Here is a 15,906-nt window from a genome sequence, read left to right on the forward strand (position 1 = left end):
TTAATCCCGTTCCCTTCGATGCGATAAAAGCCACTGATACAATTCCGGATTGTCGTACGTTTGGGTCCAGGAATCATGTTCGGCATCCGGATAAATGGTCAATTTTGCCTTCCCGCCGGCCCGATTGACTGCGTCAACCATCTGCTGGGATTCGCTGAGCGGCACGACAGGGTCTTTGGCTCCGTGAAAAGCCCAGACAGGCACTTTCTTGAGGTTGGCCGCCGTAAAAGGCCGCCCTCCGCCGCAGATAGGTGCAATCGCCGCAAACCGTTCCGGCCAGGCGGAGGCAATCGCCCAGGTACCGTAGCCGCCCATGCTCAACCCGGTCAGATACACCCGGTCCGGGTCGATTTTATAACGCTCCAGCATCTCATCAATCAGAGCCAAAACTTCCCGCCCTAAAACCGGCCACCACTGCCCTTCCGGACACTGGGGGCTGACAATCACAAACGGAAAGTCCCTGCCCTGTTCAACGAGTTTGGCGGGCCCATGGGCCTTGACGCGGTTCAAATCGCTCCCCCGCTCGCCGGCTCCGTGGAGAAAAACCAGCAGCGGCCAGGAATCCTTCTGTTCATAGTCCGGCGGCAGATACAGCAGATAATCCAGCGTAAGGGTTACCTTCCGTTCCAGATGCCGGGCTTTTTGACGTTCCTGCTTTTTCTGTGAGTTCATCGCCTGTTCCTCCGCTGCTGTCAGCAAACCAACGGCCAATGCCGTCAAAACAAAAAAGAGTCTAAATTGCATCTGTTTTTCTCCTCATTCCGCTTATGCACCGGAATTGTCTTCAAGGATTTTGGGGACTTTGAAATATCCATCGCCGGCATCCGGGGCATTGGCCAGGGCCTGCTCATTGCTCAGCGACGGCTGCACCGTGTCTTCACGGAACACATTGCAGATGGGCAGGCAGTGTGCCAGCGGTTCCACATGCTCCGTATCCAGTTCATTGAGTTTTTCGATGTATTCGACGATGGCCGACAGCTGCACGCTGAATTGGGCGATCTCTTCTTCGCTCAATTCCAGCCGAGCCAGCTGGGCCACCCGACGAACCTGCACTGGGTCAATTTTGGCTGCCATAATCCCTATCTCCAATAGAAGAGGGAATTTATAGCAGAAACCGTCCCGGAAGGCAACCAAAAACTTCCCTGGCAAAAATGAAGGCAATGCCGGCAGGTCAGTTCTTCGGGTCCCCGTAAAGAACCCCTCGCCCATGTGTGCCTACATAGACTCGGCCAAATTGTTTAGGGTCGCCGGTGATTTGCAGAATCAACCCCCACTGATGCATGTCGTCATTGATTCTCACCCAGGATCGGGCCGTGTCAACCGAGCGGAATATCCCGTAGTGCCCCTTTACAATCCCAACCAGATAGAGAACCGGATACTCCCGCTCGCCCATCGCCTTTCCGAAACCGAAGGCACAGATTCGTTCAACCCCTTCTATCTTTTGAAAGGTTTCGCCCCTGTCCGTCGAATGAAAAAGTCCGTCATAGGCGGCCAGCCATAAATCCCCCTCCCGTTCGGGTACCGCATACAATCGGTCCTGACCGCCCCGCCAATCACCTCGCCAGCCGCCTCGCCTCGGAAGTCCGCCCGGCAGATTCAGCGGTTTTTCGGTAAACGACGTCCCTCCATTCGTACTGACAAACAGCCTGCCCTCGAACAAATCCATCGCATAAAAGATTTGAGGACTGCTTCCATCTGCAATCACCCGCCGGCCGGCAGGCAATCCTTCACACTTCGCCCAGGTTTTTCCCAAATCAACACTCCGAAAAGCGGCCCTGCGTTCCGGCGTCCAAATCCAGACGGAACCATCTGCGGCAACGGCAATCGAGCCCCCTCGGCTGTCCGGTTCCGGTTTTTCTGCGGGCTGCCAGGTTCGCCCCCCATCGAGAGAAAACCCGATACTGCTGTTTTGTTCGCCGGCTCCGCTGCCGACCCTGACAATCATCTCCGGCCGCCGCAGAGCACAGGCAAGTCCGGTACAGTTGCCGAATCGCGGATGAGCAAAATTGCCTTCCGGCGCCGGTCTGTCCAAATCCCAGTGAACAAACCCGGCATAATCGCCGATGGCCGTAATCAGCGGCGCCCCGACAGGAGGACTGAGCAAATCCAGCGTGACCGTCTGTTCAATCCCCCGGCTCATGACAGACCAGTGAACGGGCCTGCCGGCATCCGCATCCGTCAGATTGAAGGTTTCATAGCCGCCGTAGCCGGTTGTAAACAGAGCATGATTGGGATTTGTCGGGTCAATTTCCACATCAAACATCCAGTGAATCACGCTGCTTTGCACATAAGGGGCATTCGAATAATCAAACGTTGAATTTCGCAGCAGCATTGTCCAGGTTTTCCCGCCGTCCGTGCTGCGGAAGATTTCTTCTCCGCTTTCAAACCGGCAGTACGAACTCACCAGCACCCTTTGCGGATTGGAGGCGTCTACGGTCACAGCTGCATATCCGAAGCGCCTCTGCTCGGTCGGTTTATCCGGCGTAATCTCGGTCCATTCGCCGGTCTTCGTGTTCCACTTCCACACCGCCCCATCGCTCATCCGGCTGGGTCCCGGCGAAGAACCATAGGTAATATAAAGCGTTCCATCGGAGGCCAAAGCCGCGTGTGTCGGACGGTATTGTGTCGGCTGTCCGTCAATCGCCCGCCAGGTTTGCCCGCCGTCAGCCGTACGAAACAGGTTTTCTTGTCCCATTCTCGACGCACCGACATAAATCACAGAACACCCTTTCCCGACAGAACCGCCGGCGGGGTCAAACAGGACAAAAATAATTCCGGGATTCTGCGGACGTGCGCCTGGCCGCCTTTCTCCGGTCCCCGGAGTGGATTCTTCCGAAAGCGCCGGAAACGACTCGACCTTTCTCCACGTACCGCCGTAATCTTCACTTTTCCACAGCCCGTCATACCGGCTTCCCAAAAACAAAATGCGACCGTTATAAGGGTCCACAGCGAGCCGCTCGCCGCTGCCCCGCCCGTCTTCATTGGCCCCCAGTTTGAAGGGCAAATCCGTTCGTTCAAACGTCTGCCCCCTGTCTTTTGAGCGCAAAACGGCACCATTCGGATTGGTCGGCGACGTATAGGTCCCGCAGGCCAGATAAAGCCGATTCGGGTCCGCAGGGTCTAAGGCAAGCCCATCCACTCCCATCAGGTTGACATCATCCAGCGACACCCAATCCAAGAGCGGCTGCCATTTCTTGTTCTGCGGACTCCAGCGGTACGCACCGCCCATATCCGTCCGTGCATAAGAGAGTCCCGGCACAGTCGGATGAAAAACAAAACCCGTCACAAAACCGCCGCCGACAATCTGTACCGGCTTCCAGTCATACGGTTCGGACGGAAGAATTTCCTGAGCCCCTAAACACAGCACCGAACATACCCAAACAGCAAATCCGCCTGTTCTGATAAGAGGTCTCATTGTCCGGCTCCCGGATTGTTTTCTTTTTCCTCAATCTTTGCCTGCCGAATGGTCCACTGGACCTTGCCGACCAGCGGGTCAGAGACTAACTCAAACTTCCCCTGTTTTGAAGCCAGCAAAAGCCGCTGAAGATTCTGGTCATCCGGCAGACAGACCAGCCCTTGAGCTTCCGTTTTCTCCTTCGCAAAAACCACCAGTTCCAAGTTGGACCAGTCCAGAAAGGCCGTTGATTGGGCCAATTCGATATGCGGAATCGCTGCTCCCTCGCGTACCAGAAGAACAATCGGCACAGGACCGGCCTGGATGCGATGCCATCCGCCGGAATAAACCCGACCTGTTTGATAGTCTATCCACACCCCCGGCGGCAGATACACATTCCGTTCACCCCCGGCCTCCAGCAGCGGCGCTGCCAGCATATCCGAGCCGAACAGATACTCATCATCAATCCGCCAGGAGCCGGGGTCATCCGGATACTCTACAAACAGCGCCCGCAGCATCGGAAGCCCCCGCTGCGTGCAGTCTTTGGCCTGGGCATAGATATACGGCATCAGGCGGTACCGCATCTCGGCGGCCTGACGAAACACCTTCGTAAACTCTTGGCCGTATTCCCACGGCTCCGTCGGCGGGACTCCATGGCTTCGGCTGTGGGAGGAAAACATCCCAAAGGCCGCCCATCGCCGATACAGCTCCTCCGGACAGGCCTTGACAAATCCGCCCATATCGTGGGACCAGAAGGAAAACCCGCACAGTCCCAGCGACAGGCCGCCGCGCAGCGTGGCAGTCATCGCCGTATCCGTATTGGCCGGGTCGCCTCCCCAATGAAGCGGATACCGCTGGCTGCCCGCCCAGGCGCTGCGGGCCCAGATAATCGTATCACCGGTAATTTCTTTGGTAATCTCCGCCACCGCCTTGTTGTAGCGAAGCGGATAGAGATTGTGTTCATAAAAACCCGTCCGACCCGACGCATAAATCCCTTCCAGCGGCGCCGCCTCGCCGAAATCAACCTTCATCACGCTGACGCCCTGACGAAGCAGGCCGGCAATCTTGTCCTGATACCACCGCACCGTTTCGGGATTGGAAAAATCCAGCACAGCGTCTTCATACGGCAGATTGCCCTTGCGGTCGCGAACAAAAAGCCCTTTTTCGATAATCTCCGGGAACAGGGTGTTTTTCGGCACAAAGTACGGCAGCTGCCACAGGCAAACCCGAAACCCCATTTTCTTCAAATCCGCAATCATCTTGACCGGGTCTTCAAACCGCGACCTGGAAAACTGATAATCACACCGCCAGTCCGTCTCGAACCAGCCGGTATCAAAATGAATCACATCCGAGGGGATTTGATGTTCCCGCAGTTTGGCCGCCACAGTCCGCCCGTCTTTTTCGGAAAAATACGTAATGCGGCTCATCCAGAAGCCGAACGACCACAGGGGCGGCATCGCCGCCTTGCCGGTCAGATTGGTGTACTCGTTCAGAATCTCTTTGGGCCGGCCCAAAAAGAAAAACAAATCCAGCTGGTCATCTCCAATCATCATCGTATTGGCGCCGCTGTAGTATTTGCCGAAATCACAGGTAATCGGAGAGGATGTGTGCAGAAACACCCCATATCCGCGGCTGCTCAGATAAAACGGAATCGGCTTGTACATCGTTTCATTCTGCACGCCGTTGCCGTCATCCGTATAAAGAACAACTTTCTGTCCGCGTTTATTAAACTCCGTATAGGATTCGCCGCATCCGAAAATGCCCTCGCTGGGGGAAAGCCGAAACACGGCCGCAAAACTCGTGGAATAATCCGAGGCCCGCCGGACAAAGCAAAACGGCAGCAGCGGCGTATAGGTCTCGTTCGTATCCTCCATATGATAAGTCTGTGTAAGAACCCTGCCCTGCGCATCTTCAATCGTAATCCGCCAGGGATTCTCTGTAATCACCACGGCGCCGTAAGCGCTTTTGTAGCGATGGCCGCCCGCGATTTTTTCATACGTCCAGCCGGTGCGGTCCTGCCGGACGGTGCCGTTGACCAGCATCAAAGAGGGCTGCTCCGGCTGAACCTGAAAGCGGGAAGAGGCGCGAATCCGGATGGTACGGGGGCTGATAAACTCCAGCGCAAACGGCAGTTCCGGCGATTCGGCATACTCAATCGTTGGAAACTCATTGGCGGGCACCGGCTTGAGGGCCCCTAACATATTGTTAAAAGCAAAACGCGTAAAGTACTCGTACCGCAGATACTTAAGCGTACCTTTCCCGGTTTCAGAGTCGAAATCAGTCAGGCGGTCGGCACAATAGTACGTGTTTGTAAAACTGCGAAAATCGCTGCTGATATCCACAACATCATTTAAAAGACGCTGGGTAGGGTCGGGTGAATGAAAGGGAATCCCGCAGAAACCAGCGGCGGAAAGCAGACAAATGAACAGGCAAGATAACTTCTTATCTTCAGAGCACTTGCAATTTCGTTTCATCTCTTGTCTCCTTGTTCTTTTCATTATGTCTTCTTACAGATATGGCACCGAAACAGAAGCTTTCTGTGGTTTTTTTAAGATTTTTGAGGAGAAAAGCAGCAATCAACTCCCTCTTTTGACAAACACACTGCCGGGCAGCTGCTTGACGATACCCTTGAGCTGAAGACTGATAAGGGCGGCGTGGACCTGCCCGGCAGGCACTTCAACAGAAGCAATGATTTCCTCAATATGGACAGGGGTTTTGTCAAGAACGGCAAAAACGGCCTGCTCAGAATCGGACAGGTTGAGTTGAGAAATGTCAAAAAGGGTTGTCTGCACCTTTTGGGCAGCCTGTTCAGCCTTTTGCTGCACGTGCTCCTTCAGTCCCTGCCCCACAATCCCCAACGTATCCATAACTTCTTCTATGCTGTCCACAAGCCGGGCCCCCTGCTTAATCAGTTCGTGCGGGCCTTTGCTGGTGGGGCTGTCGATACGTCCGGGCACGGCCATCACCTCCCGATTGTATTCAAGAGCGGCTTTGGCGGTAATCAGGGCCCCGCTGCGGGGGGCGGCCTCCACTACAATTACTCCCATCGATAAGCCCGCGATGATACGGTTGCGTCCGGGAAAGTTTTCGGAAAGCGGCTCGTAGGTCATCGGCAGTTCGCTGAGCACCGCCCCGTTTTCAGCAATTTTGTCAAACAGCTTCTTGTTCTCAGGGGGAAAGCAGTGTGCCAGTCCGCACCCCTGCACGGCAATCGTGCGGCCCAAGGCACTCAAAGCACCGCGGTGCGCTGCGCTGTCGATGCCGCGGGCCAATCCGCTGACAATCGTCAGCCCCGCGGAGGCCAGCAGATGAGCAAATCGCTCGGCCTGCTCAACCCCGTAATGGGTACAGTGACGACTGCCGACAATCGCCACGGCCAGACTGTCGCTCCGCTGGAGTGTCCCCTTGACATAGAGCACCGGCGGCGGGTCATCGATGGCCTTCAGTGCAGGCGGATAAACCGGGTCGTCCCAATGAAGAATCCGGACCCCATGTGCCTCGGCGGTCTGCATTTCTTTTGGGGCATCGAAGAGGTGCCGCGTGCGGGCGATTCGCTCGGCCGTGTGCGGACCGATGCCTTCAACCTGACAGAGCGAATGAACCGAAGCGCCGAAGATGCGGTCAAACGTGCCGAAATGCTTCAGAAGCCGCCCAAACAGAATCGGCCCGACCCCTTCGGTATAACGAAGCCGAAGCCAGTTTTCGATGCCCTCGGAATGGGTTGTCGGCCGTTCTTCCTTCATCGCCCTTTCCTCCTGTTTTTGCCCCCCAACTCTACCCCCGCCGCCCAAAAACGCAAGCAAAAAACGTTCGGTTCAAAAAAAACAGAGCTGTCAAATAAATCAATCTGCCTTTCGAGGCTGCCCAAAACGGACTGCCGCTTTGAATCTGCAGGCGCACCTGTCAGGACTGGCGTTTGGTTGCCAGCTGGTCGGCGGTCACAGCCAGAACGATAATCGCTCCAATCACAACCAGCTGAACATTGGTGGAAATATCCAGCAGCGTCAGTCCGTTCCGCAGAAAGCTGATCAGCAGAGTTCCAATAATGGTACCGGTCAAGGTGCCCCGTCCGCCGCTCGGAGAGCAGCCGCCGATAATCACGGCGGCAATCACATCCAGTTCCAGAGAAATGCCCGCCGTGGGCTGGGCGGAGCTGGCCCGACTGGTGGTAATCATCGCGGCCAGACCGGTACAGGCGCCTGTCAGTGTGTAAATGACCGTCAGGATGCGAGGCACGTTGATGCCGACATGAAACGCCGTCTCCGGATTGGAACCCACCGCGTAAACGTATCGCCCAAAGGGGGTATAATTGAGAAGAAAGGCCGCCGCCGCAAGCACCAGCACCAAAATCACAACCGATGCAGGAAACGGCCCGATTGTGCCGATGTCCAGAAAGGTATAGTCCGATACAGCAAAGGGCTTTCCGTCATTCATTAAATAGGTAATCCCCCGGAAAATGCTCATCGTGCCGAGCGTGACGATAAAAGGCGCCAGTTTCAGCCGGGTAATCAGCGTCCCATTTATCCAGCCGCACAAAGCGCCGAACAGCACCCCGATAACCGTGCCCCAGAACATTGCCGAAGCCGTCAGAGGGACATAATTGCCCCCTGCAATCTGCGACCAGGAAGCCCCGCTGAGAAACAGCATCGCCGCCGAGCCGATCATCCCGCACAAAGCCAGCATCGAGCCGACGGACAGGTCGATTCCGGCCGCAATAATCACAAAGGTCATCCCCGCCGCCATAATCCCGTTGATGGAGGAGCGGCGAAGAACATTGCTGAAGTTCCGGAAAGACAGAAAGTTATCCGGCTCCAGAAAACTCCAAAGCGAAATAATAAAAATCAGCGAACAAAACGGCAGCAGCTGTTTGGCAAACCGATTCATCGTCTGGGCTCCTCCACGGCGGCATAATGCATCACTTCTTCCGGGGTGGTTTTTCGGGTTTCCAAATCGGCGACAAGACGTCCGCGGCGCATCACCAAAATGCGGTCGCAAAGACCGAACAGTTCCGGCAGCTCAGATGAAATCATCAGGACGGCCTTCCCCTGCTCGGCCAGGTCCGCCAGCATTTGATACACTTCTCGTTTGGCCCCCACATCGATTCCGCGTGTGGGTTCATCAAAAATCAAAAACTGCGATTGGGCCATCAGCCAGCGGGCAATGAGCAGTTTCTGCTGGTTGCCGCCGGACAGGTCCGCCGCCCGCACGTTGGGCGACGACCACCGGACGGATACTTTTCGTCCATACTCCGCACAAACCGCCTGCTCCTTTCGCAGACGCAGGAGATACCGCATTCCGATGCGGGGATAGTTCGGCAGCGTCATATTCCAGCCGGCCGGCAGAATGGTGCACAGGCCCGAGCGTTTGCGGTCTTCCGTCAGATAGGCAATGCCCTGCCGAATGGCCTCGGCGGGAGATGAAATCCGAAGCGGCTTGCCTTGCAGGCGGAAAGTTCCCTCCAACAACGGCTGAACCCCGAACACGGCGCGGGCCGTCTCGGTGCGTCCGGCCCCGACCAGCCCGGCCATTCCGACAATCTCGCCGGCTCGCACCGCAAAAGAAACTCCCTCAATCCCCTCCGCCGTCTTCAGATTTTCCGCTTCAAACAGCACCGCCCCCGGATTCGAGCGGCGGGCCGGATAGTAGTCTTTCAGCTCTCGACCGACCATATGACGGACCACTGTAGGGATATCCATTTCAGATGCCGGAGCCGAAGCCGCAACGGCCCCATCCCGCAGAACGGTAATCTCATCCGCCAGCCGAGCCACCTCCTCCATCCGATGAGAAATATAGATAATCGTCATCCCCAGCCCGCGAAGGCGGCGGATAATCTCAAACAGCCGCTGTGCTTCGGCCTCCGTCAGCGAGGAAGTCGGCTCATCCATCACAAAAATTCGTGCATTCCGCATCAGCGCCTTGAGCAGTTCAACAATCTGGCACTGTCCGGTCGTCAGGGTCCGAACGGGAGCCAGCGGATTCAGGTCAAATCCATAGAGCCGGCATTGCTGAACCGTTTGGTCTATCATCGCCTTTCGATTCAGAATGAATGGGATGCGGCCTCGAATTTCACGCCCTAAAAAAAGATTTTCCGTCACCGTGAGGTCTTCCGCCAGGTCCAGTTCCTGATAGAGCATCGAGATTCCGGCCTCTAAGGCATCCCGCGGTCCGCGGAAGGTTCGCTTTTGTCCATCCAGATAAATCTCCCCTGCATCGGGCTCAAACACGCCGGCCAGAATCTTCATCAGCGTGGACTTGCCGGCGCCGTTTTCCCCGCATAGGGCGTGAACCGTGCCCGGCCGAGCGGTAAAGGTCACTCCCTGCAGGGCCTTGACCGGGCCGAAGGTCTTGACGATATTCCGCATTTGCAGTTCGCCCGCCAAACGCCGCCTCCTTACAATCCCAAGGCCGCCGGAAATTTCTGCTTCATCTCCTCAAGATTCTCCCGCTCGACAATCATACTGTCAATCGGGACCTCTTTCGGAACGGTTTTGCCCTCCACGGCCTCAATCAGAATCCGAACCCCTTCATATCCAATCGCAAAGGGGTTCTGCACCACGAGGGCCTCGACCCCTCCTTTTTCAATCCCTTCCAGCACCACCGGGTCCGAATCAAAGCCGACCATTTTCACCTTGCCGAGCAGATTCTGGTTCTGCAGGGCCTTATAGGCCCCCACCGTTGTCGGCTGATTGACGGCAAAAAGCCCCACAACATCTGCATTGCGCATCAGCATATCCACCGTCTTCTGGCGGGAATCTTCCACCGTGCCGAGTGTATACTGCTCGGCGGCAATCTGCATTTGCGGAAATTCGCGGGCCAGGGTCTCCCGAAACCCCTGAGCACGGGCGTCGGTGGAGGCGGAGTTTTGAATAAACTTTGTCAAAATGACTTTGCCTCTGCCGCCGCAGGCCTGCGCCAGGCGACGGGCGGCCTTGGCACCGCCCAGATAATTATCGGTAGCCACAAACGACACATAATCCGCCGGGTCGGCCTCCACCGCTGAATCAATAATCACACAGGGAATGCCGGCGGCTTTGACTTTCTGCACGGGACGAGCCAGGGCTTTGGCATCGTTGGGCCCCAGGACAATCCCGACAACATTTTTCACAATGGCGTCTTCAACCGCCTGGATTTGTTTTTCCCGGTCACTTTCCTGCTCCGGACCTGTCCAGGAAATGATATAGCCGCGTTCCTGAGCGGCTTTGGCGGCCCCCTGCCGTACAACCTCCCACCACATCGAGGCCGTTCCTTTGGGAATGACGGCAATCGTTTTGGAAATGGACGCCCTCTGACGCAGCAGGCTGATTTTACGAATAACGCCCGAAGTGAAAAGCACAGCCGACAGACCAAGAATCAAATAAACCGCTGTCTGACGCCATTTCATAAACGGTTCCCTTTCCCTCAAATAAAACAGGCAACACTTTACAGCAGACGGCCTGATTCTTCAAGAAGGATTCACAGAATCGTCCTTGAAATATTTTCTTGATGCACGTTTTGGAACAAAGTAGAATAAATTTCCGCCAAACATAATTTTCCCTGTTTTAACAAAGGAGACCCTTATGAAAATACGCAAGAGCTTCGAATGGATTTTGATTGCAGCTTTTTTGGCAAGTTTCTCTTCAGCCGACGTACGTCTGCCGGCAATTTTATCTGACAACATGGTTCTTCAGCGCAACACTGAAGTCGCCGTCTGGGGCTGGGCAGACCCGGATGAATCAATTACCATCACCCACACCTGGCAGCCGGATGTTCAGGTCAGCCAGACGGTAAAGGCCGGTCCGGACGGGACCTGGAAAATTATGCTCAAAACGCCGGATGCCGGCGGCCCTTATACCTTGACCATTCAGGGCAAAAATAAAATCACTCTTCAGAATATTCTGATTGGGGAAGTGTGGTTCTGTTCAGGGCAATCCAATATGGAATGGCCGACCTCAAGAATAGAAAATGCCGCTCCGGAGATTCAAGCGGCAGCCAAATATCCCCAAATCCGGCTCTTTCAGGTTGACAAAGCCACGGCTCCGACTCCCCAGCCGGACTGCAGCGGCCAATGGAAAGTCTGTTCGCCCGAAACCGTTTCTTCCTTTTCCGCCATCGGATATTTGTTTTCCCGCATTCTCTGTGATGAGCTCAAAGTACCTGTCGGAATGATTGGAACCTACTGGGGCGGAACTCCCGCCGAAGCCTGGACAAGCCGGGATGCCATTGGGGCTTTTCCGGAGTTTGAGCCGCAGGTCAAAGAACTGGACCAAATCAAGCGTCCTGTCCTGACCGGTGCTCAGATTCGCCAGCTCCAGCAGGAATGGAACGAACAAATCATCCAAAAAGAACCCGGTTTGCCCGGACAATGGTATTCAGAATCGTACGACGACAGCAGCTGGAAAACGATGCCTGTGCCGGGCCTGTGGAACCAGGACGGTCTGGATAAACTGGACGGAATCGTCTGGAATCGATACACCTTCACGCTGCCGGCCGACTGGGTTCAAAAGGAACTGGTGCTGGAACTGGGACCGATTGACGATGTTGATATAACCTGGCTGAACGGCGTAAAAATCGGCCAGACCGATTTTTACAACATCCATCGCCGTTATGTCATCCAGCCGGGCACAGCGCGAGCAGGTCAAAATCTGCTGGCCATCCGCATCTGGGACCATATGGGCGGCGGCGGCCTGTACGGGCGGCCCGAGCAGGTACGGATTTACCCGAAGGATGAGCCGGACAAGGCTGTTTCGCTGGCTGGAGAGTGGAAATACAAACTGAGCATCTCCTACAACGATTTGCCCGGCTATATGGACCTGCGGCCGCTGGACCAGAACCTGCCGACGGTCCTGTATAATGCGATGATTGCTCCGCTGATTCCTTATGGAGTTCGGGGGGCCTTGTGGTATCAGGGTGAATCCAACTGCGGTCGAGGGGAACAGTACAAGCGGCTTCTGCCGGCTATGGTGCAGGACTGGCGAAAGAAATGGGGCCGGGGCGATTTCCCCTTCTATTATGTACAAATCGCCCCCTACGATTACGGCAATCCGGATGATACAGCCAGTGCTCTCTTGCGGGAAGCCCAGTTCCACATTCTATCTCTTCTGAGCAACAGCGGAATGGCCGTGACGATGGACATCGGCAATCCGAAAGACATCCACCCCACCAACAAACTGGATGTCGCCAAACGGCTGGCTTTGTGGGCACTGGCCAAAACGTACGGCCGGGAAAATCTGGTCTATTCCGGGCCGCTTTATCGGGAAATGAAGATTGAGGGCAATAAAATCCGGCTCTTCTTCGACCATGTCGGCTCAGGACTCATGGCCAAGGGCGGGCCGCTGACACACTTTGCCATCGCCGGTGAAGACCGAAAATTTGTTCCGGCTGCGGCAGTCATTGAAGGGGATACTGTGGTGGTTTCCAGCCCGGATGTGCCCAAGCCCGTTGCTGTTCGCTATGGATTTACCAATTCCGCCCAGCCGAATCTGTTCAACAAAGAAGGACTGCCTGCTTCTTCCTTCCGAACCGACAACTGGTAATCCCCTCCTTGAAAAAAAAGGAACCCGTCAGGCAAAATCAAGCCGGACGGGTTCTTTTTTTATTTCACGAAGGGTTCTCAAGAGCACGAAATCGTCCAGCCCTGCCGCCCTTTGTGCCTGCTCCACCCAGCCGTTCAGCTCCTCCTCACTGCGGCTGTGCACCATCGCAAACAGATTATACGGCCAGTCTGGAAAGGTCCGCCGCTGATAACAGTGGCTCACTTGACGGAACAAAGCCAGTGCGGCACCGGCGGCTTCGACTCGGTCTTCCGGGACCCGCCAGCAAACCATCGCATTAACACTAAAACCGAGCCGGTAATGATTTAATACGGCAGCGATTCTTTTTAAAACCCCCTTGTGCATCAATTCGCGAACCGCGTCCAGACAATCCATTTCCGCCGTCCCGGGGCACTGAGCGAACGGGTGCGGAACAACCGGAAATTCGCTCTGCAGAAACATCAGAACCCGCTTTTGCTGCTCGTTCAGTGTCACCGGTTCTGACGGTTTTAAACCGCTATCCGCTCTTTCTCGGGCCGGCGGGTCCGCCAGAAAACGCACCTGAAGTTTGAATGTCCGGATGGCCGGCAGCGCATAAAAAACAAGACCGCAGCGGCTGGACAAGTCATCCAGAATCTGCTGAATCCGTTCATCAGACTCTGCCTGCAGTGTAAACCAGAGATTAAACACATGGTCCCGCAGGTATTGATGGGACACCCCCGGCAGCTCTCGAACGAGCGTGTTAACCTGCTCCATCCGGTCAGACGGCACGGAAGCCGTCACAAGGCAGGCCGTTCTGCCCAGCAAACGGGAATCGATTTGTCCGCGAAGCCGGCGGATGAACCCCTGCCCTTTGAGCCGGCCGATTTCCTTCAGCACCTGCTGCACGGAACAGCCTAATCGCTCTGCAATCAACTGATAAGGTTCCGGGACGACCTCAATTCCCCCTTCGAGAACGGCCAGCAGGTCTCTTTGAAAAGCGGTCAGCGAGTCGCTGTTCATGGCTTTCGTTCCTCGATATTTTGAGCCAGCCGACAGACCGGGTCCTGCTGAAGATAATCGCCGTACACCGCCAGGGCCCGTGCACGACAGCCGCGGCACACCGTCAAATACGCACAGCCCCCGCAGGCCCCCTTGTAGCCGTGCAGATTCCGCAGACGGCTGAACAATTCCGACTCGCCCCAAATCGACGCAAAATCTCTTTGAAGCAGACTGCCTGCCGACACCTCCAGAAACCCGCAGGGCTGCACATCCCCTCGCCAGTTGATAAAGACAAAATCTTCGCCCGCCAGGCATCCGGGCACTCTGTCGGCCTTCGGCAGGTTCTGCTGTCGGCACACACGGGCAAACTGCGGCCCGCAGGTGAGCCGAAGTTCAATCGACAGCCGGCCTTTCATCCGGCCCAGATATTCTAAAAGAGATTCATACTCACGCGGCTCCAGAAGCAGGTCTCGAATGGACTCGCCCCGCCCAACCGGCACGAGGATAAACGGATTCCAGCAGAAGGCCCCTGATTCCTCCGCAAGCCGGGCAATCCGGTCAATCTGCTCCAGATTCCGCTTGGTAATCGTCGTGTTAATCTGAAAATCCAGCCCCGCTCTGCGGGCGGCCTGAACGGCCCTCATTGTCGTCTGGAAAGCCCCCGGGCTGTCCCGAAAGGCATCATGCGTCTGCGCATCGGCGCCATCCAGCGAAAAAGAAATCGACAGCAGCTCCGCTTTTTTGAGCCGTTCAGCGGCCGCCTCATCCAGATACCAGCCGCAGGTCGCCGCCGCCATCCGCAAGCCCATCTGCCGGCCTGCCTGAAGAATCTCAAAGAAATCCGCCCGGGCCATCGGCTCCCCTCCGGTTAAGATGGCAATGCAGTGCCCGAAGGCAGCCAGCGACCGCAGGATGGAGATGCATTGCTCTGTAGTCAAAGCATCCTCCTGATGTCCGTCGGCAGCCGCGCGGCAGTGCCGGCAGTGCAGCGGACAGCGCCGCGTAATCTCAAAGGCCGCAATCCGGGGTTTTCTTAACAGTTTATCCATTCAGCACTGCCGCAGCTTCTTTGGCAAAATATGTTATTATAAAATCCGCACCGGCCCGTTTAATAGCCAACAGGGTTTCGAGCATGGCTTCCCGCCGGTCCATCAGTCCTGCCCTGGCGGCCTGGTTGACCATCATATACTCCCCGGAGACGTTATAAGCCGCCAGCGGCACATCAAACCGCTGCCGAGCGGCCGCAATCACATCCAGATACGCCAGCGCCGGTTTGACCATCACCATATCCGCCCCTTCTTCTATATCGAGGGCTATCTCCCGCATCGCCTGCCGAACGGAAGCCGCCGGGTCCATCTGATATGTTTTGCGATTGCCGAAGGCCGGGGCACTGTCGGCGGCCTCCCGAAACGGTCCGTAAAAGGCCGATGCATACTTGGCGGCATAACTCAAAACAGCCGTCTCCGTAAATCCGGCCTCATCAAGGGTCTGACGAATCATCCCAATCCGTCCGTCCATCATATCCGACGGTGCCACCACATCCGCTCCGGCACGGGCGTGAGCCAGGGCTGTCCGAGCCAGGCACTGAAGGGTCTGGTCGTTGTCAATTTTTCCATCGCGGATGATACCGCAGTGTCCATGTTCCGTATAGGCACACAGACAAACATCCGTAATAACGAGCAAATCCGGCACGGCCTTTTTTACGGCACGAACGGCCCGGCAGACCGCCGAGTCCTCCGCCCATGCCTCCGACCCGTGCGCATCTTTTCGCAAAGGCAGGCCGAACAAAAGGACAGCCGGAATACCCAACTCGCCGATTTCCTGTGCTTCCCGCACAAGGGTATCCGGGGAAAAGTGAAAGCAGCCGTCCATCGAAGGAATGGGCTTTTTGACATTTTCGCCCGGGCAGACAAAAAGCGGATACACCAAATCACTCACACTCAGCCGGGTTCCGGCAGTCAGACGACGCACAGCCGGACTGGCCCGCAGACGCCGCATTCGCACATCAGGAAATCCCATAGT

Annotated in this window: 12 protein-coding genes; 1 reads left to right on the forward strand and 11 read right to left on the reverse strand. The window is 56.1% G+C overall.

The genetic code is table 11. From position 1 onward, the window contains the following. The 8 genes from WHS88_01600 to WHS88_01635 all read right to left on the reverse strand — a co-directional run bounded on the left by WHS88_01600 (position 1) and on the right by WHS88_01635 (position 10,775). Positions 1-744: a prolyl oligopeptidase family serine peptidase gene (locus WHS88_01600; protein MEJ5258862.1), complete on the reverse strand. Its 744-nt coding sequence runs from the start codon at positions 742-744 to the stop codon at positions 1-3. Positions 745-765: 21 nt separating this feature from the next. Beyond that, positions 766-1,074, reverse strand: a complete 309-nt coding sequence (gene gatC, locus WHS88_01605) for an Asp-tRNA(Asn)/Glu-tRNA(Gln) amidotransferase subunit GatC (GenBank protein MEJ5258863.1) — start codon at positions 1,072-1,074, stop codon at positions 766-768. Positions 1,075-1,171: 97 nt separating this feature from the next. Further along, positions 1,172-3,415 (reverse strand): xyloglucanase, encoded by a 2,244-nt coding sequence (locus WHS88_01610; protein MEJ5258864.1) that lies wholly within the window; start codon positions 3,413-3,415, stop codon positions 1,172-1,174. Next, positions 3,412-5,868 carry a TIM-barrel domain-containing protein gene (locus tag WHS88_01615; GenBank protein ID MEJ5258865.1) on the reverse strand — a complete coding sequence of 819 codons (2,457 nt, stop codon included), beginning with the start codon at positions 5,866-5,868 and terminating at the stop codon, positions 3,412-3,414. Before WHS88_01615 ends, WHS88_01610 begins: the two co-directional genes overlap by 4 nt. Before the next feature lie 102 nt (positions 5,869-5,970). Continuing rightward, entirely contained in the window at positions 5,971-7,137 is a 1,167-nt protein-coding gene (dprA, locus tag WHS88_01620) for a DNA-processing protein DprA (GenBank protein ID MEJ5258866.1), read from the reverse strand. Positions 7,138-7,297: 160 nt separating this feature from the next. After that, positions 7,298-8,278, reverse strand: a complete 981-nt coding sequence (locus tag WHS88_01625) for an ABC transporter permease (protein MEJ5258867.1) — start codon at positions 8,276-8,278, stop codon at positions 7,298-7,300. Further along, the gene (locus tag WHS88_01630; GenBank protein ID MEJ5258868.1) at positions 8,275-9,774 is read right to left on the reverse strand and encodes a sugar ABC transporter ATP-binding protein; all 1,500 of its coding nucleotides are present in this window, start codon (positions 9,772-9,774) and stop codon (positions 8,275-8,277) included. Before WHS88_01630 ends, WHS88_01625 begins: the two co-directional genes overlap by 4 nt. Positions 9,775-9,785: 11 nt before the next feature. Beyond that, complete coding sequence (locus tag WHS88_01635; GenBank protein MEJ5258869.1) at positions 9,786-10,775, reverse strand: substrate-binding domain-containing protein; 990 nt, start codon at positions 10,773-10,775, stop codon at positions 9,786-9,788. Between the two features lie 175 nt (positions 10,776-10,950). Here WHS88_01635 and WHS88_01640 point away from each other — a divergent pair, with 175 nt between their 5' ends. Next, entirely contained in the window at positions 10,951-12,906 is a 1,956-nt protein-coding gene (locus WHS88_01640) for a sialate O-acetylesterase (protein MEJ5258870.1), read from the forward strand. A gap of 27 nt (positions 12,907-12,933) precedes the next feature. On the opposite strand, the gene WHS88_01645 is transcribed toward WHS88_01640, so the two are convergent. Genes WHS88_01645 through hemB form a run of 3 tightly spaced genes read right to left on the reverse strand, consistent with a single transcriptional unit; the run spans position 12,934 to position 15,903 of the window. Further along, entirely contained in the window at positions 12,934-13,905 is a 972-nt protein-coding gene (locus tag WHS88_01645; GenBank protein MEJ5258871.1) for a hypothetical protein, read from the reverse strand. Beyond that, a complete protein-coding gene (locus WHS88_01650; protein MEJ5258872.1) occupies positions 13,902-14,933 on the reverse strand; it encodes a radical SAM protein in 1,032 nt (343 codons plus the stop codon). Before WHS88_01650 ends, WHS88_01645 begins: the two co-directional genes overlap by 4 nt. After that, positions 14,926-15,903, reverse strand: coding sequence for a porphobilinogen synthase (gene hemB / locus WHS88_01655; GenBank protein ID MEJ5258873.1), 978 nt, complete (start codon positions 15,901-15,903; stop codon positions 14,926-14,928). The genes WHS88_01650 and hemB overlap by 8 nt, the downstream gene beginning before the upstream one ends. Positions 15,904-15,906 lie beyond the last annotated feature (3 nt).

It is taken from the genome of Anaerohalosphaeraceae bacterium, assembly GCA_037479115.1.
Taxonomy (GTDB): domain Bacteria; phylum Planctomycetota; class Phycisphaerae; order Sedimentisphaerales; family Anaerohalosphaeraceae; genus JAHDQI01.